This window comes from Kerstersia sp., assembly GCF_052103615.1.
In the GTDB taxonomy this organism is placed as follows: domain Bacteria; phylum Pseudomonadota; class Gammaproteobacteria; order Burkholderiales; family Burkholderiaceae_B; genus Kerstersia.
Window position 1 is genome coordinate 1 of the sequence record NZ_JBQEKA010000056.1, and the last position, 19,849, is coordinate 19,849.

Genomic DNA, 19,849 nt, shown 5'->3' on the forward strand with positions numbered 1-19,849 from the left:
CAGATCCCCGGGCGCACCCAGTGCTGCTGCCCATCCGGGCGCGTCGCCAGCGCAGGATACCGCAAAGCGGCGGCAGAATTACAGACACTGAGCGGGCCATCGTAACCACCCGCTACTTGATCGAACACCTGCATCTGCGCCGCCACGCCCGCCGGGCCATCCGCCTGGGCGAAGTGCGTCATGCGCCCGACCGTTCCCAGCTTGCCCTGATGCCGCAGCGCCTGCGCCCGCTGCCAGGCGGCCTCATATTGCGCGGGCGTGAAACCCAGCCGGTTCATGCCGGAATTCAATTTGATGAAGACATCCAGCGGCGCCGCCAGCGGCGTTTGCTCCAGCATGGCCAGCTGCTCGGTATTGTGCACCGCGGCGCGAATGCCGTGCTGCGCCATCACCGCGAGGTCGGCTGGCTCGAAGAACCCTTCCAGCAACAGCAAGGGGCCTTGCCAGCCCGCCGCCCGGCAGCGCAAGGCTTCCTCAAGATCCAGCATCGCCAGGCCATCGGCCTGAGCAAACCCCTGCACGGCACGCTCAATGCCGTGGCCATAGGCATTGGCCTTGATGACCGCCCAGACAGCCGGCTCACGGCCGCCGGTGGCCGCAACCGACTGCCGCAGCACCTGGCGGACGGCGCCCAGGTTATGGGCCATGGCAGGAAGGGAAATTTTCGCGAAAATAGGGCGAGGCATGATGGTGGCTGGACAAGTTGCGCGGCAACCGGCACGGCCGCCGGTTCCTCAGCGTACTAGTCTAACGCTGCCCCGCGCAGGAAGAAACCGCCAGCGCCCAAAAACGCCGCGCCCCGGCAAGACCTCAATCATGGCCACACCCGGGGCCTCACGCAGAAAGGCATCCCGGGCGTCGCAAAACCTGCCATGAAGCCTCATGGCAGGGCCTCATGGCAGGGCCTCACTGCCAGAGCTCCACTGCTAGGGCTTCACTGCGGACACTGAGACCTGCCTCAACGCTTACGCCTTGAGAATATCCGCATGGTGAGCAATATGGCCGCCGATAAAGCTGGAGATGAAATAATAGCCATGGTCGTAGCCCGCCCGCCGGTTCAGCACCAGCGGCTGCCCCGCCGCCGCGCAGGCCTGCTCGAACAGATGCGGGTGCAGTTGCTCCTGCAGAAAGCCGTCGTCCAGCCCCTGGTCGATCAAAATCCCTTCCGGAAACACGCTGCGGCCAGCTGCCTGCATCAAGGCCGTGGCGTCGTAATTCGCCCAGGCCGCACGGTCTTCGCCCAGATATCCGCCCAGCGCCTTATGGCCCCAGGGGCATTGCGATGGCGCGGCAATCGGCGCAAACGCCGACACCGAACGGAAGACCTGCGGATTACGCAACGCCAGCACCAAGGCGCCATGCCCCCCCATGGAATGCCCGAAAATACCAGTGCGTGAGGGATCGCCGTTGAACTCGCGCTGCACCAGCGGCACCAATTCCTTCACGATATAGCTGTCCATGCGGTAATGCTCGCGCCAGGGCGCTTGCGTCGCATCCAGGTAAAACCCCGCGCCCGTTCCAAAATCCCAGCTCTCGTCTTCCCCGGCCGTGCCCGCCCCGCGCGGGCTGGTATCCGGCGTGACCAGAATCAGCCCGGCCTGCGCCGCCAGGCGCTGCGCCCCCGCCTTGATCATGAACGTCTCTTCCGTGCAGGTCAGGCCCGCCAGAAAAAACAGCACGGGCAGGCTTGCCGCCTGCTGCCCAGCCTGCGGCGGCAGGTAAACCGAAAAACGCATGGGCAGCCCGATCTCCGCCGAGGCGTGGCGATAATAGCGTTGGCTGCCCTCAAAGGCGCGATGCTGCGATAGCAGTTCCAGCTCAGACATGACTTCCTCCGGTATTCATCTTCGGCGGGATAGTACCGCAGATGCCCGGCGCTCCCGATCCTGGCGGCCAGCCGCAGCCGCCCTGCGCCAAACACCAGCCCAACCATTCGCACCAGCCAAACCATTCCCCAGCCGAACCATTACAATAGTGCGCTGCCGCGCCTTCCCTCATTTCTGTATTTGCCCATGGCTGTCGGACACTACGAAAATTTCCCCGTCGCTTCCTTGCTGCTGCCGCGCCATTTGCGCCCGGCTGTGCAGGCCATTTACCGCTACGCGCGCAGCGCCGACGATATTGCCGATGAAGGCACGGCCCTGCCCGCCGAACGGCTGGCCGCGTTGCAGGACTATGCCCAAGCCCTGCACGCCTGTGAGCAGGGGCAGGAGCAGCAGCTTCCCCCTGCCCTGGCCCCGGTATTCGTTCCGCTGGCCCAGGCCATGCGCGAGCATGCCCTGCCCTGGCAAGCCTGCCATGACCTGCTGTCCGCGTTCATGCAGGATGTCGGCACCCATCGTTACGCGGCGGCGGCCGGGCTGCTGGATTACTGTCAACGCTCGGCCAATCCGGTCGGCCGGCTGATGCTGGGCCTCTACCGCCATACTGGCGATAGCCGCAGCCTGGAACAGGCTGATGCCATTTGCACCGGACTGCAACTCACCAATTTCTGCCAGGACGTGGCCATCGACTGGCAGCGCGGCCGGCTCTATATTCCCCTGGAAGAATTATCCGCCCATGGCCTGCCCGCCACCCATCTGCCTGACTGCCGCGCCCTGCCGGCCTGGCAGGCGCTGATGGCGGCGCAGACCGCCAGGGCGCGCCGCCTGCTGCTGAGCGGCGCGCCGCTACCGCGCCGCCTGGGCGGCCGCATCGGCTGGGAACTGCGGCTGGTGATTCAGGGCGGACTCCGTATACTTGAACGAGTGGATGCCGTGCGCGGCAATGTTTTCGACCATCGTCCCGTTCTGGGCGCCCGTGACTGGATGCTCATGTTCTGGCGTACTCTTGCATCATGACACCCGACGAATATTGCCAGGACAAAGCCGCACGCAGCGGCTCCAGTTTCTACTACGCCTTCCTGTTCCTGCCGCCGGAACGGCGCCGCGCCATCATCGCGCTTTACGCGCTGTGCCGCGAGCTCGATGATGTCGTTGACGAAGTCAGCGACCCCAGCCTGGCCAGAGTCAAGCTGGGATGGTGGCGCACCCAGGTGGCCGCCATGTATCAGGGCCAGCCTGAGCACCCTGTCACACGGGCGCTGCAACCGCACCTGCAAGCCTATGGCATAGATCAGGCGCGCCTGGAAGCCGTCATCGACGGCATGGAAATGGATCTGGACCAGAACCGCTACCTGGACTGGCCCGGGCTGCGCAAATACTGTTGGCACGCGGCCGGCGTCGTGGGCGAGCTGTCAGCCGGCATCTTCGGCTACAACGACCCGGCCACGCTGGTCTATGCAGAAAAACTGGGGCTGGCCTTCCAGCTCACCAATATCCTGCGGGATGTCGGCGACGACGCCAGGCGCGGCCGCATTTATCTGCCCGTGAATGACCTGCAACAGCATGGCGTGCGCGCTGCGGATATCCTCAACGGCAATGAAACCGAGGAATTCCGCCAGCTAATGCGTTTCGAAGCAGACCGCGCGCGCCAGCTTTACCGCGAAGCCGTACAGGCTCTGCCGGAAGCCGACCGGCGGGCGCAACGCCCCGGCCTGCTGATGGCGGCCATTTACTACGCGCTGCTGGAAGAACTGGAACGTGACAACTGGCAAGTCCTGCATCAGCGGATTTCGCTCACTCCCCTGCGCAAACTCTGGCTGGCCTGGAGTACCTGGGTGAACGGCGGCAAACGGCTGATCCAGCGGCTGGGTAAACCGGCAGCATGAAGGTTGCCGTCGTCGGCGGCGGCTGGGCCGGCCTGGCGGCAGCCATTGCCTTGCGCGACGCGGGCCTGAGCCGCGTGACCGTGTTTGAGGCGGCCCCCCGGCCCGGCGGCCGCGCCCGGCGCATCGAACACGCCGATTTTCCTGAAGGGCTGGATAACGGCCAACATATTCTGCTTGGCGCTTACCAGGACAGCCAGGCGCTGATTGCACGCCTGCAGGCCGCTGACACTGGCCCCCGCCAGCACCCCCGCCTGCGCCGCTCTCCCCTGCACCTGGAAAGCCTGGACGGCCATTTCAAACTGCGCGCGCCCGCCCGCTGCCCCGCCCCTTTGCACATGCTGCTGGCACTGGCCAGCGCCCGAGGCTTGAACCTGGCCTCACGCTGGCAGGCTATCCGGCTGATGCTGACCTTGCAGCGCTGGCGCTGGCAAGTGCCGGCAGACTGGAGCGTTGCGCAGTTGCTCACGCGTTTTCAGCAAGGGGCCGCCTTGCGCCAGCGGCTCTGGCACCCCTTGTGCCTGGCCGCCATGAACACCCCGGCGCCTCGCGCCAGCGCCGCGCTCTTTGCCGCGGTGCTGCGCGACGGCATGGCCGGCTCCAGGCAGGCCAGCGACCTGCTGCTGCCCGCCTGCGACCTCGGCGCGCTCTGGCCGGATGCGGCAGTACAGCGGATAGATTGGCGCCCTGGCGTGACCATACGCGCGCTGCAAGCCACAGATTCCGGCTGGCGGCTGGGCCCGGACAGTCTCCTAGCCGATACGCCAGCGCAGGCGGATGCCGAGACCTATGACGCCGTCATCCTGGCCGTGCCGCCGCCGCAAGCGGCGCGCCTGCTGCGCGGACTGCCCGGCACCCCTGGCGCAGATCCTCTTCTGCACGCGCTGGACAGCTTCGAATTCGAGGCCATCGCCACGCTGAACCTGAAGCTGGCAAGCGCCTGGCGCCTGCCTGCCCCCATGATGCAGCTCGACGACGAGGATGGCCGCCTGCCGGGGCACTGGATCTTCGACCGCGCCTGGCTCACCGGACGCGTCGATAGCGGTGAAATCAGTATTGTCGGCAGCGTCGCCGGCCCGTTTCTGGAAGCGGGCCGGGATGCCCTGGCCCAGCGCCTGGATCAGCAATGGCGCGCGCAATGGGCGCGGCGCATTGCCGCCCATGACGGTACAGCCCATCGCGTGGCAGACCAGGCCGCGAAGGACACGGCGGCCCGCCTTGCCGCGCCGCCCCCGAGCTGCGCCCAGGCCCTGATCGTGGAAAAACGCGCTACCTTTGCCGCCCGCCCCGGCCTGCTGCGTCCCGCAGTCACCAGCCCTTGGCCGCGCCTGTACCTGGCGGGAGACTGGACAGACACCGGCTACCCCGGTGTTCTGGAGGGCGCGGTACGCAGCGGCCAGGAAGCCGCCCGGCGTCTGTTCAGCAGCCGCTGACACCGCTCCGGGCAAAAAAACACCCCCTGGCGCAGCAAGCGCGAGGGGGTGTTCTGTCAGCAATACAGCGCCAGCAATGAGGCGCCTGCAATGAAGTGCCAGCAATAAGGTGCCAGCGCTAGCTGCCCTTACAGCTGGGCGCGGGCCATCAGATACTGGCGCACGGCCTGGGCATCATTTTCCAGCACATCCACACGCTGCGGACGGTTTTCCAGATCCGCCAAAGCGGGCGGCAAAGCGGCGCGGCGGCCCAGGGCTTCCTCCAGCGTTTCCGAGAACTTGGCCGGCAGCGCCGTTTCCAGCACCAGCATAGGCACGCCAGGCTCCACGAACTGGCGCCCCACATGCAGGCCATCCGCCGTATGCGGATCTATCATCAGGCCATCGGCGGTAAAGACGCTGCGGATGGTCGCCAGACGATCGCCATGCGAGCTGGCGCCCGCCACAAAGCCGTACTCCGCTTCGAAGCGCGGCAATTCCGCGGACAGATCGAACTGGCCGGTCTCGGCCAGTTCGCGCCACAGTTCCGCCACGCGCGCGCCGTCGCGGCCCACCAGATCAAAGATGAAGCGCTCGAAGTTCGACGCCCGCGAGATATCCATGGACGGGCTAGACGTCTTGTAGGTATGCACTGCGTCACGCGGCCGGTAGATACCCGTCTGGAAGAATTCTTCCAGCACGTTGTTCTCATTGGTGGCGACCACCAGGCGGCGCACGGGCAGGCCCATGCTGCGGGCAATATGGCCGGACAGCACGTTGCCGAAATTGCCCGACGGCACGGCGAAGGACACCTGCTGGCCCGGGCCGGTCGTGGCCTTGAGCCAGCCGTGGAAGTAATACACGACCTGGGCGGCGATACGCGCCCAGTTGATCGAGTTCACGGCGCCCAGGCGGTACTTGGCCTTGAAGTCCAGGTCGCCAGCCAGCGCCTTGACAATATCCTGGCAATCATCGAACACGCCCTTGAGGGCGACGTTATGAATATTGGCATCTTGCAGCGAGAACATCTGCGCGCGCTGGAAAGCGCTCATGCGGCCATGCGGCGACAGCATGAAGACCTGCACGCCGCGCTTGCCGCGCAGCGCGTATTCCGCGGCCGATCCAGTGTCGCCAGAGGTGGCGCCCAGGATATTGAGCGTGGTGCCGCGCTGGGTCAGCACATATTCGAACACCTGGCCCAGAAACTGCATGGCCATGTCCTTGAAGGCCAGCGTCGGCCCTTCGGACAAGCCCAGCAGGGAAATGCCCTCGCTCAGCGGGCGCAGCGGCACGACCTCATCGTCGGCGAACACGCCAGGCGCATAAGCGGCATGCACCAGGCGTTCCAGGTCCGCCGCCGGAATGTCATCGGCAAACAGGCTCAACACCTTGACGGCCAGTGCCGGGTAGGACAGGCCGCGCCAGGATTCCAGCGTCTCTGCGTCCAGGCGCGGCAACTGCTCGGGAATGGCCAGGCCGCCGTCCGGCGCCAGACCTTCAAGCAGGATGTCGGAAAAGCTTTGCGGCGCCATGCCGCCACGAGTAGAGATATATTTCATTTCAGGTTTTCCAGGCGCAGTCGGGTCACGCGGGAATGCACGAAAGGCAGTTGCTCGATGCTGGCGATGGCCTCATCCACATGACGCTCAACCGCCTCATGCGTCAGGAAGATAATCGTCGCGCCATCTTCGGCCGGCTCCTGAATCATGGAACCGATGGAAATGCCGGCGCGCGACAGAATGCCCGCGATATCAGCCAGCACGCCCGGCTGGTCCTGCACCTTGAGGCGCAGGTAATAAGCCGTGTGGACTTCGCTGATCGGCAGAATGGGCAAATCGGACAAGGCGTCAGGCTGGAACGCCAGATGCGGCACGCGGTTGTGCGGATCCGCGGTATGCAGGCGCGTCACATCGACCAGATCCGCAATCACCGCCGAAGCCGTCGGCTCCGCGCCTGCGCCCTGGCCGTAGTACAGCGTGGCGCCGACCGCATCGCCCCACACCAGCACGGCATTCATGGCGCCTTCGACATTGGCCAGCAGACGTTGCGCCGGCACCAGCGCCGGGTGCACGCGCAGCTCGATACCGTCAGCGCGGCGGCGCGTCACGCCCAACAGCTTGATGCGGTAGCCCAGCCGTTCGGCATGCACAATGTCTTCCTGCTCCAGCTGACTGATGCCTTCGATGTGGGCCTTATCGAACTGCACCGGCACGCCGAAGGCCAGCGACGCCAGCAAGGTCAGCTTGTGCGCGGCATCCACGCCCTCAACGTCGAAGGTGGGATCGGCTTCGGCATAGCCCAGGCGCTGCGCCTCGGCCAGCACAGCGGCAAAGGGCAGACCTTTGCTGCGCATTTCCGACAAAATGAAATTGGTCGTGCCGTTGATGATCCCTGCCAGCCAGCCGATGCGATTGGCCGTCAGGCCTTCGCGTATGGCCTTGATGATGGGAATGCCGCCAGCCACGGCAGCCTCGAAGGTCACCATCACGCCACGCTTGGAGGCGGCCGCGAAAATTTCGTTGCCATGCACCGCCAGCAAAGCCTTGTTGGCCGTGACGACATGCTTGCCCTGGGCAATGGCTTCCAGCACCAGTTCGCGCGTCAGCGTGGAGCCACCGATCAGCTCGACCACGATGTCAATGGCGGGATCCCGCACCACGGCGTATGGATCGGCCGTGACGGTCACATCGTCATCGACCCGGGCGCGCGCCTTGGCGACATCGCGCACGGCAATCGCTGCCACCTCAATGCGGCGCCCTGCGCGGCGCGAGATTTCCTCGCCATTGCGGCGCAGAACATCCCAGACGCCGCCGCCCACCACTCCCAGGCCCAGCAGGCCGACTTTTATTGGTTTCATCTCAACAGACCATCCTTGCGAAACATTTCCTTGATACCGCGTACGGCCTGGCGGATACGCTGCTCGCTTCCAGGATGCGCACTGACATCAAAACCTCGGGCACTGCCAGCCCCCGCCTCTTCCTGCTCTGCCGGCGCCCTTTGCGGGCTGCCGCGCCAGTCTTTCCCGCGTCGTCATGCGATCGCCCGCTGTTTCCCGCACAAGGCAGGCCGGTCGCAGGGGCATTTTCCGGGATCGGCCGGGAAGAATGCATGGAAACGGAAGTTAGCGGCAAAATCGGGAAGAAAACCGGATGGCGGATTTTACGACGCCGCGCATGCCGAATCCATTAATCTAGCGCATGGACGCCTGCGCGGCAAATGAACCGGCCACGCCGCCGTCCGCCGGCGCACAATCCCCAGCCACACTGTCGCGGCCCGGCATCATAGTCTGATACAGACCGGCCTCCAACATCCTTTTGCCTCATGCTAGGCTTGCTGCCATGGACAAACTACCGCACCGCCGTCAACTGCTCACCCAAGCCGCTGCGCTGGGCCTGGTTTCCCTGTTGCCCGCCAGTGTTTTTGCCGCAGCGTCCAGCACCGGCACCCAGCCCGCGGGCAAACCGCAGCTGCGCCCCGGTGATTTCTACTGGCATCCGGAAATTGCCCCGGCCGGCCCGCTGATCGTGCTGGTCAGCCTGGACGAGCAACGACTTTATGTCTATCGCAATGGCATCGCCATTGCCGCCTCGACCATCAGTTCCGGCAAGGAAGGACATGAAACGCCCACCGGCGTGTTCACCATCCTGCAGAAATCCAAGGATCACCGCTCCAACCTGTATAACAACGCGCCCATGCCCTACATGCAGCGCCTGACCTGGGACGGCATCGCCCTGCACGGCGGCTCGCTGCCCGGCTATCCGGCGTCGCACGGCTGCGTGCGCCTGCCGCATAAATTCGCGCAGAAACTGTTTTCGGAAACGCGGCGCGGCGATACTGTCGTCGTCAGCAATGCCAAGATGAATCCAGCAGCGGTCGCCTTTCCCGCCTTGCTGGCGCCCGTCGCCAGTGATCCGGCGCAGCTGCCCGCGGCGCTGGTCGCCAGTTTTGAAAGCGGCGAATTCTGGGACCCCAGCCTGGCGCCGGAAAACGGCCCGGTCAGCATTCTGGCCAGCCTGGCGGAACAGCGGGTCTATGTCTTGCGCGATGGTATCGTCATCGGCGCCGCGCCCCTGGTTGCCTCACCGGAAGCCCGTTTTGACGGCACTTTGCTGCTGGTCATGGGCGAGGAAATCCTGAACGAACCCAGCCCGCTGGACCCGCAGCGCCAGCGGCATCACTGGACCAGCTACGCGCTGCTGGGCAATCCGCCAGAACTCAATACCCTGGAAGACGGCATCAAGGCGCCGCCGGAATTCATGCAGCAGCTTTACGATGTTCTGAAACCCGGCACAACCATTCTGGTCACCAGCCTGCCTGCCGTCCGGCCGGAACCCCTGGCCCCCGGCGCCGCCCCGCCTGCGCGCATCCTGGAATCGGACTACTGAAGCCAGGGGACTGCTGAAGCCAGGCGCAGCCAGACAGGCCGGCGGCGCGCGCCTGACCCGCCACTGCCTGCGTCAAGCCCGTGCTCAAGCCAGCCAGCGCACCCGGCCGCCCACCAGCGCCGATTGGCTCAGCCACTGGCGGTCAGGGTAGAAACTGAACAGAAAGGCATGATCGGCCAGCGTGTTGATCAAGGGCCGCGTCACCTCGCTGCGCACGGCCGGGCAGCCCCAGCTGCGGCCCAGGCGGCCCTGGGCGCGGATGATATCCTGGCTGACATAGGGCGCGCCATGAATCACGATGGCACGCGCAAAGGCCTGGTCATTGAAGCCTGGCTCCAACCCATGCAGCCGCAACGAATAACCGTTTTTGCCGGTATAGGTTGCCCCGGCCTGAAATGCGCCCAGGCTGGACATATGGCTTTCATGGACATTGGAAAAGTGCTCGGCCATGTTGTCGCCCGTCTTGCGGCCATGGGCCACCCACTCCTCGAACAACAGCGCCTTGCTTTCCAGATCAAAAATCCAAAGCCGCTTCTGCGTCGATGGCAGGCTGAAATCTATGACCGCCAATGAACGCGGCGCAGTCTGCAACAAGGATTCGCGGCGCGCATTTTCCAGCGCCTGCACCGCCAGCACCAGCGCCTGGCTGGACAGGCCGGGCGCCTGCGCCGAAAGCGCGGCGGCCATCAGGCGGGCATCCGCGCTGGCGCTGACCCCTGCCAAACGCGACAAGGCCTCGTCATCCCTGCGCCGTGCCGCCCAGGCGGGCAGGGCCAGCGCCCCCAACATGCCGGCCATGCCGCGCAACGCGGCCCGGCGGCTCTTACCGTCGAAAATAGGCTGATTCATCGGAACCTGCGCCAATCAAAAACAAAAAGACAGCGGCAGCCCGCCATGCGACCATCCGGCAGGCGCGCGCACCCTCGTATGAACAGGCCCAGCAAGGCCCGGGATCAACAGCCGCTCATCGGCCGCGCCAGCGGCAGACGCTTGATAGCTTGCTTCATCAGAAACAACTGAACGACCGATCTCTCCAGCCGAGTGTACTGCAAGCGCCCGGCGATAAATCCCCTACTGCCATCAGGGATGCCTGGCTGCCGCAATTTTTACATTTACCGCTAGAGGGCCCGCTGCGCAGAAGCAGCGGGCCAGCGGCGTCAGCTGGCCTGGCTCACCAGCAGCGCCACACCCGCCACAATCAGCACGATGCCTGCCATTTCACGCCGGCTGGGCGTTTGCGCGAAGAAGCTGCGCGAAATCATCTGCGCGAACAACACTTCGATCAGCCCCAAGGTCCGCACATTCGCCGCGCTGGTCAAGGCAAAGGCCAGAAACCAGCACTGCGACGCCGAGGCCCCCAGAAATCCGCCAGGGATGGACGGCAACCATGCCCGGGCGCAGGCGACCAGCAGCTTGCGGTCAAACAGCAGCATCCAGGCCATGAGCAGCAGCACCTGCACACCGAGCGACCAGACCAGCGCCCAGGTGGAATCCAGGACAAACGACCCCGAACCGATCTGCAGAATGGCGCCGCGGAAGAAAATGACGGAAATGGCAAACATGGATCCTGAAAACAGGCCCAGGAAGATGGGCCGCAAGGAGCCGCCGCCCGCCATGGCGCCCACCGAGATCCGCGACATCAGGATCACGCCCACCGACGCCAGCAGGATCGCCCCCATGCCCAGCCAGCTCATCGGATCCCCCAGGACAGCCATGCCGAACAAGGCCACCTGAATGGGCTCCGTCTTGATCCAGGCGGTCACGGTCACAAAAGCCCGCTCTTTCATGGCGGCCAGCATAAAGGCCGTCGCGGCAATCTGCGTGAGGGCGCCAGCCAGGATGTAGCCAAGGAATGCCAGATTCACGTCCGGCGCCGGGCGCCCCTCCCAGGCCAACACAACCGCCAGAAACAAGAGCGCAAACGGAAAGCCGAAGAGAAAACGCACCTGCGTGGCCCCTAGCGTGCCCAGGGTGCCGGTCAGGCTGCGCTGGGCAGCGTTACGCCCCGCCTGAAAGGCAGCGGCAGCAATCGTGGCGGGGATCCAGAGCCAGGCAAATTCCATAGATAGGTATCGCAAAGAAAGAAGTCTCGGAAGGGATCATACGCCCGCCCATCCCCCCTCCCGGCCCCAAATGACACAATGTGTCCATGCTCGTTTCCTGCTGCGGCGCCGTGCTTGCCGCGTTCGGACCGGCTGGCTTGTGGCGACTCGTCACACACCCGCGCATTGAGGCTCGAACCCGAAGGCGCGTTTGCGCTATTATCGGTACAAGAATGACACCGGGCGCTGTACCGCCTGGCCACCTGCCGGTTGCCCGGCCTGGCGGCGCCCTCTACGGAGTCCTTGCTTGAAACTGCATTCCGATCCCGCTACTTCCCTCAACACAGTCACCGCCTATGGCGACGACTATATCGAAATCAACCAGGTTCGCTATACCCACGCGGTCGTGTTCGGCCCAGAGGGTGAAATCGTCCAATGGCCGGTCTCCCGCCCGGAAGACATTGCGGCCCCGCATCTGCGCCAGGCCGCGCGGCTGGCAGACCCGGCAGCCGACCCCCTCGCCTTCCTCGACGAACCGGAGCAGGACGCCGTGCCGCGGCGCTCACCGGATTCCCCTGAAGTCCTATTGATCGGCACCGGCATGCGCCAGCGCCTGCTCTCGCATGCGCTGCTATGGCCGCTGCTGCGCGCCGGCGTCGGCGTCGAAGTCATGGGGACGCAGGCAGCCGCACGCACCTACAACATTTTGATGGCAGAAGGCCGGCGTGTCGTCGTTGCGCTGCTTCCTACCGGAGACCTGCAAGCATGAGTGAAATCCAGATTGGGCATCTCGTCCCGCCCTTCACCGCGGAAAGCACCATCGGCCCCATCAGTCTGGCCGAGTGCGCCGGCCGGGCGGTCGTCCTGTATTTCTACCCCAAGGACAATACCCCCGGCTGTACCACGGAAAGCTGCGATTTCCGTGACGGCTATGCGGCGTTTCTCAAAGCCGGCTGCCTGGTCTTCGGTGTCTCGCGCGATAGCCTGCGTTCCCATGAGAACTTCGCCGGCAAACATGAACTGCCCTTCCCGCTGATTTCCGATCCGGACGAAACCTTGTGCCAGCTGTTCGGCGTCATCAAGATGAAGAACATGTATGGCCGCCAGGTACGCGGCATCGAACGCAGCACCTTCCTGATAGACGCAACCGGCAAGCTTGTGCAAGCCTGGCGCGGCGTGAAGGTTCCCGGGCATATCAATGAAGTCCTACAGGCAGCGCAAAGCACAGGCTGAAGCGCTGCGCCGTTCGCTCTCCCGGCCTTGTGCCGGGACCCACTGACCGTTTCCCAGCGCGCCTTTTCCGGAGCCAACTGTTCATGCCTCTTCCCAAGCTGCCAGTCCGTCCCGCCACGATTCTCGATGCCCCAGCCAAAGCACCGACCCATAGGCCCGCGCCCCGCAAGGTAGAGCCTATCGCCGCGATAGCGCCGCCTGCTCCCGTGGCCGAGACACAGGAAACCGACGTCACCCCGCTGGCGGCCCAGGCCCAGACCCAGGCCGCAGCGCCTGCAGCTCAGGCTGCCGCGGCAGCTGCTGCCAGCCGCCATCCGGCCGCCGCGCCCAAGACGGCCTCCGGCGAGGCCCGCCCCGCAGCGCCTCAGACCGCTACCAAGGCGGCGCCCCAAAAAACCGCCGCTAAAACCAGCACTGGCACCAGCACCGACACCGGGGCGAATACCCGCGCCAGCACCGACGCAAGGGCCAGAACAAGCGCTGCCCCCGCACCGCAACCGGCTGCGCAGCCTGCAGCCGCAACAGCCGCCAAGGACAAGGTCAGCCCGCCTGCAGCGCCTGCTGTGACGGCAGCAGCCGCCCCCCGCTCGCGCCGCCGCGGCCGCCACGTTGCCGACGAGCCGCGCAAACTGTTCGTTCTGGACACCAACGTGCTGCTGCACGACCCCAGCAGTCTGTTCCGCTTCCAGGAACATGACGTCTATCTGCCCATGATGACGCTGGAGGAACTGGACCACCACAAAAAGGGCATGTCGGAAGTCGCCCGCAACGCCCGCCAGGTCAGCCGCTCACTGGACGGCCTGATGGATGTGACGCCCGACATCACTCAGGGCATGGCCCTTAGCGCGCTGGGCAACAAGGATGCCAGCGGCATGCTGCTGATCCAGACCACCTCCATGGAAGGCGCCCTGCCCCCGTCGCTGCCCGCGGCCAAGGCCGACAACCAGATCCTCGGCGTCCTCAAGGCCCTGCAGGACAGCCGCCCGGAACAGCCTGTCGTGCTCGTGTCCAAGGATGTCAATATGCGCCTGAAGGCGCGCGCGCTGGGGCTGTACGCGGAAGACTATTTCAATGACCAGGTACTGGAAGATTCCGACCTGCTCTATACGGGCCTGCTGCAACTGCCCGAGAACTTCTGGAACAAGCACGGCAAGGACATCGAATCCTGGCAGCAGGCGGGCACCACCTATTACCGCGTTCATGGCCCGCTGTGCAGCCAGTTCACCGTCAACCAGTTCGTCTTCCTGGATGGCGCCCTGCCGCTGCATGCCCGCGTCAAGGAAGTCAGCGGCAAGACAGCCGTGCTGGCGACGCTGCGCGACCACTCCCATGGCAAGAACAATGTCTGGGGCATTACCGCGCGCAACCGCGAACAGAACTTCGCGCTGAACCTGCTGATGGACCCGGATTGCGACTTCGTATCGCTGCTGGGCCAGGCAGGGACGGGCAAGACGCTGCTAGCCCTGGCGGCGGGCCTGGCCCAGGTGCTGGAAACCAAGCGCTATACCGAGATCATCATGACGCGCATCACCGTGCCTGTCGGCGATGACATCGGCTTCCTGCCTGGCACCGAAGAAGAAAAAATGCAGCCCTGGATGGGGGCGCTGGACGACAACCTGGAAGTGCTGCATTCGACCAGCGGCACCAACGGTGGCGACTGGAATCAGAACGCCACGCTGGATCTGATCCGCTCCCACATCAAGGTCAAATCGCTGAACTTCATGCGCGGCCGCACCTTCCTCAACAAGTACCTCATCATCGACGAAGCGCAAAACCTGACGCCCAAGCAGATGAAAACCCTGGTTACCCGCGCCGGCCCCGGCACCAAGGTGGTGTGCCTGGGCAACATTGCCCAGATCGACACCCCATACCTGACCGAAGGCAGCTCCGGCCTGACCTATGTGGTGGATCGTTTCAAGGGCTGGCCGCATGCCGGGCACATCACCCTGCAACGCGGCGAACGCTCGCGCCTGGCGGATTACGCAGGCGACGTGCTCTAACTCACGCGTGCCCGGCGGCCCTGGCCGGCTGCTCCTGTCACCAGGGGCAGCCGGCCATTTTGCGTCTTATTGAGCAAAGTCAATTACAATCCTTTGAAATCATCGGGCAGTTTCCAGGCAAATATCAAACATTTGTTCGGCTCCCTGCCCGGGCTTGACGGTATGCCTGCTGCCGCCTTTCTCACGGAATTCACATCCATCCATGGCCAAACGAGTCCTCCTGCCATCTGAAGCCGTGCACTGTTCCAGTTGCATGCTGGGGCATGTCTGCCTGCCGATCGGCATGAATACCCATGAAGTCGCCAAGCTAGATGGCCTGATCAAAGAACGTCTGCGTATCGAAAAAGGCCAGCCGCTCTACACCCTGCACGAGCCGCTGACAGCCATATACAGCGTGCGTATCGGCACGCTCAAAACCCAGATCGAAAATGCCCAGGGGCAATTCCAGATCACGGGCTTTCATTTGCCTGGCGAAATTGTCGGCCTGGACGGCATGGTGGAAGGCCATCATGTTTCGACCGCCGTCGCGCTTGAAGATGCGGAAGTCTGTGTTATCCGCCTGGAAGACCTGGACAATCTGGCGCGCCACCTGCCCAGCCTGCAGCAACAGGTACTGCGCCTGATGAGCCGCGAAATCACCCGCTCGCACCAGATGCTCATGGCGCTGGGCTCCATGCGTGCCGAACAGCGCCTGGCCGCCTTCCTGCTCAATCTGTCCACGCGCCTGTCGGCGCTGGGCTATTCCTCGACCGAATTCGTCATGCGCATGAGCCGCGAGGAAATCGGCAATTATCTGGGCCTCACGCTTGAAACCGTCAGCCGGCTGTTTTCGCGTTTCGCGCGCGAAGAGCTGATACGCGTCAACCAGCGCCAGGTGCAGTTGCTCGACAAAGACAAGCTGCATAAGCTGATCGAAAAAGAAAAAGACGCGGCCTGAGCTTTTTCCGGCCCGCTTCACTGGCCTCATTCACTGGCACTATTCACTGGCGCCGCGACAAGCGCCAGGGCAAGAAAAAACAGGGCAGCGTTTCGCTGCCCTGTTTTTTTGCATGGCACCAGGCCGCCGAGCCTAGCGCTGCTCGTCCTTGCCCCCTGGCGGGAACGGAAAGGACGAAAACAGATTGCGCGCCTGATCCTGCATCTGGCCCTGCATCTGCACGAACAGATTCTTGCTCTGTTCGATGTAGTTATTCATCATGCTCTGCACCATGGGCGCCTGCACATTCATGAACTGGGCCCAGACTTCCGGGCCGAATTGCTTGCCATACAGCCCTTGCGACTGTTCGGCCATGCGCTCCTGGATCTCCATGAATGCCTGCAAGTTCTTTTCCAGGTACGAACCCATGATGCCCTGCATGGCATGGCCATAAAAGCGGATGATCTGCGACAGCACCGGCGCCGAAAACATCGGCATCCCGCCGCTTTCCTCTTCCAGAATGATCTGGAGCAGAATGCTGCGCGTCAGGTCTTCGCCAGTTTTGGCATCCACCACCTGAAAGAGCTCACTAGCAATGACCAATTGCTTGACGTCAGCCAGGGTGATGTAGGTGCTGGTTCGCGTGTCATACAGACGGCGATTGGGGTATTTCTTGATGAGGCGTTGCGCCGCCTCGGCTGGCTTGGCTTGAGTCATGGCAATCCCGATAAAACATCATTTGCAGCGGCGCCCGGAACAAGGGGCGCCGGACGGCGGTTTCCTTACCCCATATGCAGGCCGCCGTTGACGGAAAAATCCGCCCCGGTGGCAAAACCCGCATCGGGCGAGGCAATCCAGGAAACCATGGAAGCAATTTCTTCCGGTGTTCCCAGGCGGCGCACGGGAATGGTCCCGACGATTTTTTCCAGCACGTCGGAACGGATGGCGCGCACCATTTCAGTACCGATATAACCGGGGGAAACCGTGTTCACCGTCACCCCCTTGCTGGCCACTTCCTGAGCCAGTGCCATGGTAAACCCATGCAGCCCGGCTTTAGCAGTGGAATAGTTGGTTTGGCCAAACTGGCCTTTCTGGCCATTGACCGAACTGATATTGACGATGCGGCCCCAGCCGCTGCCCACCATGTCTTCAATGACCTGCTTGGTCACGTTGAACAGGCTGTTCAGGTTGGTATTGATGACCGCCATCCAGTCTTCGCGGCTCAGTTTGCGAAAGACGCCATCGCGGGTAATGCCCGCATTATTCACCAGGATGCTGACTGGCCCGAGCTCGGCCCGGACTTTTTCAAATGCGGCCACCGTCGAATCCCAATCGGCCACATTGCCGACCGACGCATGGAACTGAAAACCGTCGGCCTGCTGCTCATCAAGCCACTGGCGCCAATCCCGGCCGGGGCCGCAACCGGCGACCACGACATAGCCGTCACGCGCCAGACGGCGGCAAATCGCCGTTCCTATGCCGCCCATTCCGCCAGTGACATACGCAACTTTCTGACTCATATTGTCTCTCCTCTTATTCCCTGCTTTTATGTGACACCTAGCGTCCCTGACGGTTCATCTTGCCGGAAAACCGGCAGCGGCGATATCGGTACTTGCATGCCCCTGCTCCATGCCTGGCCGCGATATTGCCGCAGGTGTCCTGTTGTCATTTCTGCCTGCGAGATCCTGCGTGATCCGGCGTGCTGGCGCCTTAGCCCGGCTTACTCCGCCTTCACCGCGACATAGCGGCCAGGCGCCGGTTCCAGCGGCTGATAGCGGGCATTGCCGAATTTCTGCGGCGCCTTGCGCTCGCGGCCGCCATAAGGCGCCAGCCAGGCCAGCCAATCCGGCCACCAGCTGCCCGGCTGCTGCTGGGCCGCCTGCAGCCAGGCCTCAGGGTCGGCATGCTGGCCGTTCTCAAGAGTCCAATGCTGCCGCCGGCTGCTGGCTGGCGGATTGACCACGCCCGCAATATGCCCCGAAGACCCCAGCACAAAACGGGTCGGGCCGCGCAGCACTTCCAGACTGGCGTAAGCCGTCTGCCAGGGCACGATATGGTCATCACGCGACGCATAGACATACGCCGGCACATCAATCAGGCCCAGGTCCAGGGATTCGCCGCACACTTCCAGCGCGCCAGGCACGCACAAGCGGTTTTCCAGATACGCCTGGCGGAAATACCAGGTAAAGAAGGGGCCGGGCAGATTCGTCCCGTCCGCGTTCCAATAGAGCAGATCAAACGGCGGCGGCGTATCGCCCTTCAAATAATTCGAGACAAAATACGACCACACCAGTTCGCGCGGCCGCAAAAAAGCAAAAGTCGTGGACAGTTCCGACGCCCGCAGCAGCCCGCCCTGCCCCAATGAGGCATCGCGCAGCGCCGCATGCGCTTCATCGACGAACACCTTCAGCACGCCGACATCCCGGAAATTCAGCATGGTAGTGAGCAAGGTCATCGCGGCAACCGGCTGCTGGCCGCGCGCGGCTGCTACCGCCAGGGCGGCGCCCAGCAAGGTGCCGCCGATACAGAAACCCAGCGCATTCACCTGCGGCTGGCGGCTGATATCCGCTGCCACGGCCAGCGCGCGCAACACGCCATCCTCGACGTAGTCGTCCCAACTTGCCTGCGCCAGCAAGTCGGCGTCGGCATCCTCTGGCTGGGGGTTGCGCCAGGACACCATGAAAACGGTATGGCCAGCCTGCACCGCATGGCGGACCAATGAATTTTCCGGGCGCAAATCCAGGATATAAAACTTATTGATGCAAGGCGGCACAATGACCAGCGGCCTGGCATAGACCTTGGGCGTCAGCGGTTCATACTGGATCAGCTGAAACAGCGCGTTTTCGTAAACCACCGCGCCCGGGCTGACGCCCAGGTTGCGCCCCAGCTCGAAGGCGCTTTCGTCACTTTGCAGCATGCGGCCGCGCCGCATATCGGCCAGCAGGTTTTCCACGCCGCGGTTCAGACTCGCCCCGGCGCTTTCGCTGGCGCGGCGGATGACATCGGGGTTGAGCGCCAGGAAGTTCGATGGCGCGCTGGCTTCCAGCCATTGCATCAGGCTGAACTCCAGCCGCTCCCGCGCCTCGGCCGACACCTCGACAGAGCGCGCCATGCGCGCCAGTGTCTGCTCCGCCAGGACATGAAGGTGCGCCAGCAACAGGTGCTGCTGGCTTTCGGCCCAGGCGGCGGCGCTGAAACGCCGATCCCGCAAGGCGGGCAAGGACCCTGTTTGCCAGGCCTGCAGCAGTTGCCGGTAGGCATCCGTGAATTCCTGCTGCATAAGCTGCCACGCCTCGGGCGGACAGAAAACCGGTATTGAATCTGACACTACTGCCTTCGTTCCGCCCACATCCACTCCCTATCTACTTGCTACTTATCTGATGTTGCCTGCGCCCGCCAGGGCTGTCAATGCGGCAACGCAGCAAATCTCTGCCGGCAAACTCAGGGCAGCCAGGCCAAGGTCGCAAGACGGCCGGTCATGCCGTCACGGCGATAGGAAAAAAAGGCCTGAGCATCGTTGAACGTACATTCGCCGCTTTGCGCGACGACTTCGACACCGGCCAGGCGCAGCCGGCGTTCGGCCAGGGCGGGCAGATCCGCCAGCCATTTGCCCGCGACGCCGGGACGCGGCTGAAAGGCTTCTGCCGCCACTGCATCGGCGCTGACAAAAGCCTGCCTGACCTCTTCCCCCACTTCAAAGACCGCCGGCCCGATTGCCGGCCCGATCCAGGCGCGCCAGCCGACAGGGTCCGGACATTTCTGCCGCAAGGCCTCCAGCGTGGCTTCCAGCACACCCGCCGCCAAACCGCGCCAGCCGGCATGCGCGGCGCCCAGGGCCTTGCCATGCGCCTCGGCAATCACGACCGGCAGGCAATCCGCCGTCAGAATCGCCAGCACGCGGCGCGCCTGCGCCGTCACCACGGCGTCCGCTTCCGGTTCTTCGCCCGCAGGCAGCGCCCCGCCTTCGGCATCGGCATCATGCACGCGGATGCCATGCACCTGCCGCAGCCAGACTGGCGCCCCCGGCAGCGCTGCGGCCAGGCGGTTGCGGTTGCGCATCACGGCCTGGGCGTCATCCCCTGCCGAGCGGCCCAGATTCAGGCTGTCGAAAGGCGCCAGACTGCTGCCGCCCTGACGCGTTGTCGTAAAGGCCGC

General features: G+C 64.0%; 18 protein-coding genes. 8 read left to right on the top strand and 10 right to left on the bottom strand.

Annotated elements, in window-relative coordinates:
* Together ACTJGZ_RS11480 and fghA are read right to left on the bottom strand one after the other, a co-directional pair.
* A partial coding sequence (locus ACTJGZ_RS11480) for an alanine racemase (protein WP_441663058.1) occupies positions 1–686 on the bottom strand: 686 nt, incomplete at its 3' end.
* 279 nt (positions 687–965) lie between these two features.
* On the bottom strand, positions 966–1,826 hold the full coding sequence (gene fghA / locus ACTJGZ_RS11485) for an S-formylglutathione hydrolase (RefSeq protein WP_441663059.1): 861 nt from the start codon (positions 1,824–1,826) through the stop codon (positions 966–968).
* 186 nt (positions 1,827–2,012) lie between these two features.
* On the opposite strand from fghA, the gene hpnC reads away from it, so the two are divergent.
* From hpnC to hpnE, 3 genes are read left to right on the top strand one after another with little or no spacing between them, the layout of a single operon-like run.
* On the top strand, positions 2,013–2,840 hold the full coding sequence (hpnC, locus tag ACTJGZ_RS11490; RefSeq protein ID WP_441663060.1) for a squalene synthase HpnC: 828 nt from the start codon (positions 2,013–2,015) through the stop codon (positions 2,838–2,840).
* A complete protein-coding gene (gene hpnD, locus ACTJGZ_RS11495; RefSeq protein WP_441663061.1) occupies positions 2,837–3,709 on the top strand; it encodes a presqualene diphosphate synthase HpnD in 873 nt (290 codons plus the stop codon). Before hpnC ends, hpnD begins: the two co-directional genes overlap by 4 nt.
* Positions 3,706–5,139 carry a hydroxysqualene dehydroxylase HpnE gene (gene hpnE, locus ACTJGZ_RS11500; protein WP_441663062.1) on the top strand — a complete coding sequence of 478 codons (1,434 nt, stop codon included), beginning with the start codon at positions 3,706–3,708 and terminating at the stop codon, positions 5,137–5,139. The genes hpnD and hpnE overlap by 4 nt, the downstream gene beginning before the upstream one ends.
* Positions 5,140–5,267: 128 nt before the next feature.
* Here the strand turns inward: hpnE and thrC are convergent, their stop codons facing one another.
* Complete coding sequence (gene thrC / locus ACTJGZ_RS11505; RefSeq protein ID WP_441663063.1) at positions 5,268–6,677, bottom strand: threonine synthase; 1,410 nt, start codon at positions 6,675–6,677, stop codon at positions 5,268–5,270.
* On the bottom strand, positions 6,674–7,975 hold the full coding sequence (locus ACTJGZ_RS11510; protein WP_441663064.1) for a homoserine dehydrogenase: 1,302 nt from the start codon (positions 7,973–7,975) through the stop codon (positions 6,674–6,676). Before ACTJGZ_RS11510 ends, thrC begins: the two co-directional genes overlap by 4 nt.
* A gap of 481 nt (positions 7,976–8,456) precedes the next feature.
* Here ACTJGZ_RS11510 and ACTJGZ_RS11515 point away from each other — a divergent pair, with 481 nt between their 5' ends.
* Positions 8,457–9,503, top strand: coding sequence for a L,D-transpeptidase (locus tag ACTJGZ_RS11515; RefSeq protein WP_441663065.1), 1,047 nt, complete (start codon positions 8,457–8,459; stop codon positions 9,501–9,503).
* 84 nt (positions 9,504–9,587) lie between these two features.
* Here ACTJGZ_RS11515 and ACTJGZ_RS11520 read toward each other — a convergent pair whose 3' ends face one another.
* Positions 9,588–10,352 (bottom strand): murein L,D-transpeptidase catalytic domain family protein, encoded by a 765-nt coding sequence (locus tag ACTJGZ_RS11520; RefSeq protein WP_441663066.1) that lies wholly within the window; start codon positions 10,350–10,352, stop codon positions 9,588–9,590.
* A 308-nt stretch (positions 10,353–10,660) separates the two neighbouring features.
* Complete coding sequence (locus tag ACTJGZ_RS11525) at positions 10,661–11,566, bottom strand: DMT family transporter (protein ID WP_441663067.1); 906 nt, start codon at positions 11,564–11,566, stop codon at positions 10,661–10,663.
* A 286-nt stretch (positions 11,567–11,852) separates the two neighbouring features.
* Here ACTJGZ_RS11525 and ACTJGZ_RS11530 point away from each other — a divergent pair, with 286 nt between their 5' ends.
* The 4 genes from ACTJGZ_RS11530 (at position 11,853) to fnr (ending at position 15,715) form a co-directional block, all read left to right on the top strand.
* A complete protein-coding gene (locus ACTJGZ_RS11530) occupies positions 11,853–12,314 on the top strand; it encodes an Mth938-like domain-containing protein (RefSeq protein WP_441663068.1) in 462 nt (153 codons plus the stop codon).
* Positions 12,311–12,778, top strand: coding sequence for a peroxiredoxin (locus ACTJGZ_RS11535; RefSeq protein WP_441663069.1), 468 nt, complete (start codon positions 12,311–12,313; stop codon positions 12,776–12,778). Before ACTJGZ_RS11530 ends, ACTJGZ_RS11535 begins: the two co-directional genes overlap by 4 nt.
* Before the next feature lie 83 nt (positions 12,779–12,861).
* Positions 12,862–14,778 (top strand): PhoH family protein, encoded by a 1,917-nt coding sequence (locus ACTJGZ_RS11540; RefSeq protein ID WP_441663070.1) that lies wholly within the window; start codon positions 12,862–12,864, stop codon positions 14,776–14,778.
* Between the two features lie 202 nt (positions 14,779–14,980).
* Positions 14,981–15,715 carry a fumarate/nitrate reduction transcriptional regulator Fnr gene (gene fnr / locus ACTJGZ_RS11545; RefSeq protein ID WP_441663071.1) on the top strand — a complete coding sequence of 245 codons (735 nt, stop codon included), beginning with the start codon at positions 14,981–14,983 and terminating at the stop codon, positions 15,713–15,715.
* A gap of 132 nt (positions 15,716–15,847) precedes the next feature.
* Here the strand turns inward: fnr and phaR are convergent, their stop codons facing one another.
* The 4 genes from phaR to pgeF all read right to left on the bottom strand — a co-directional run.
* On the bottom strand, positions 15,848–16,411 hold the full coding sequence (gene phaR / locus ACTJGZ_RS11550) for a polyhydroxyalkanoate synthesis repressor PhaR (RefSeq protein ID WP_441663072.1): 564 nt from the start codon (positions 16,409–16,411) through the stop codon (positions 15,848–15,850).
* A 65-nt stretch (positions 16,412–16,476) separates the two neighbouring features.
* Positions 16,477–17,214, bottom strand: a complete 738-nt coding sequence (gene phbB / locus ACTJGZ_RS11555) for an acetoacetyl-CoA reductase (protein ID WP_441663073.1) — start codon at positions 17,212–17,214, stop codon at positions 16,477–16,479.
* A 200-nt stretch (positions 17,215–17,414) separates the two neighbouring features.
* Positions 17,415–18,974, bottom strand: a complete 1,560-nt coding sequence (locus ACTJGZ_RS11560; protein WP_441663074.1) for a PHA/PHB synthase family protein — start codon at positions 18,972–18,974, stop codon at positions 17,415–17,417.
* Between the two features lie 161 nt (positions 18,975–19,135).
* Positions 19,136–19,849, bottom strand: a 714-nt coding sequence (pgeF, locus tag ACTJGZ_RS11565; protein ID WP_441663075.1) for a peptidoglycan editing factor PgeF, incomplete at its 5' end; no start/stop codon positions are given.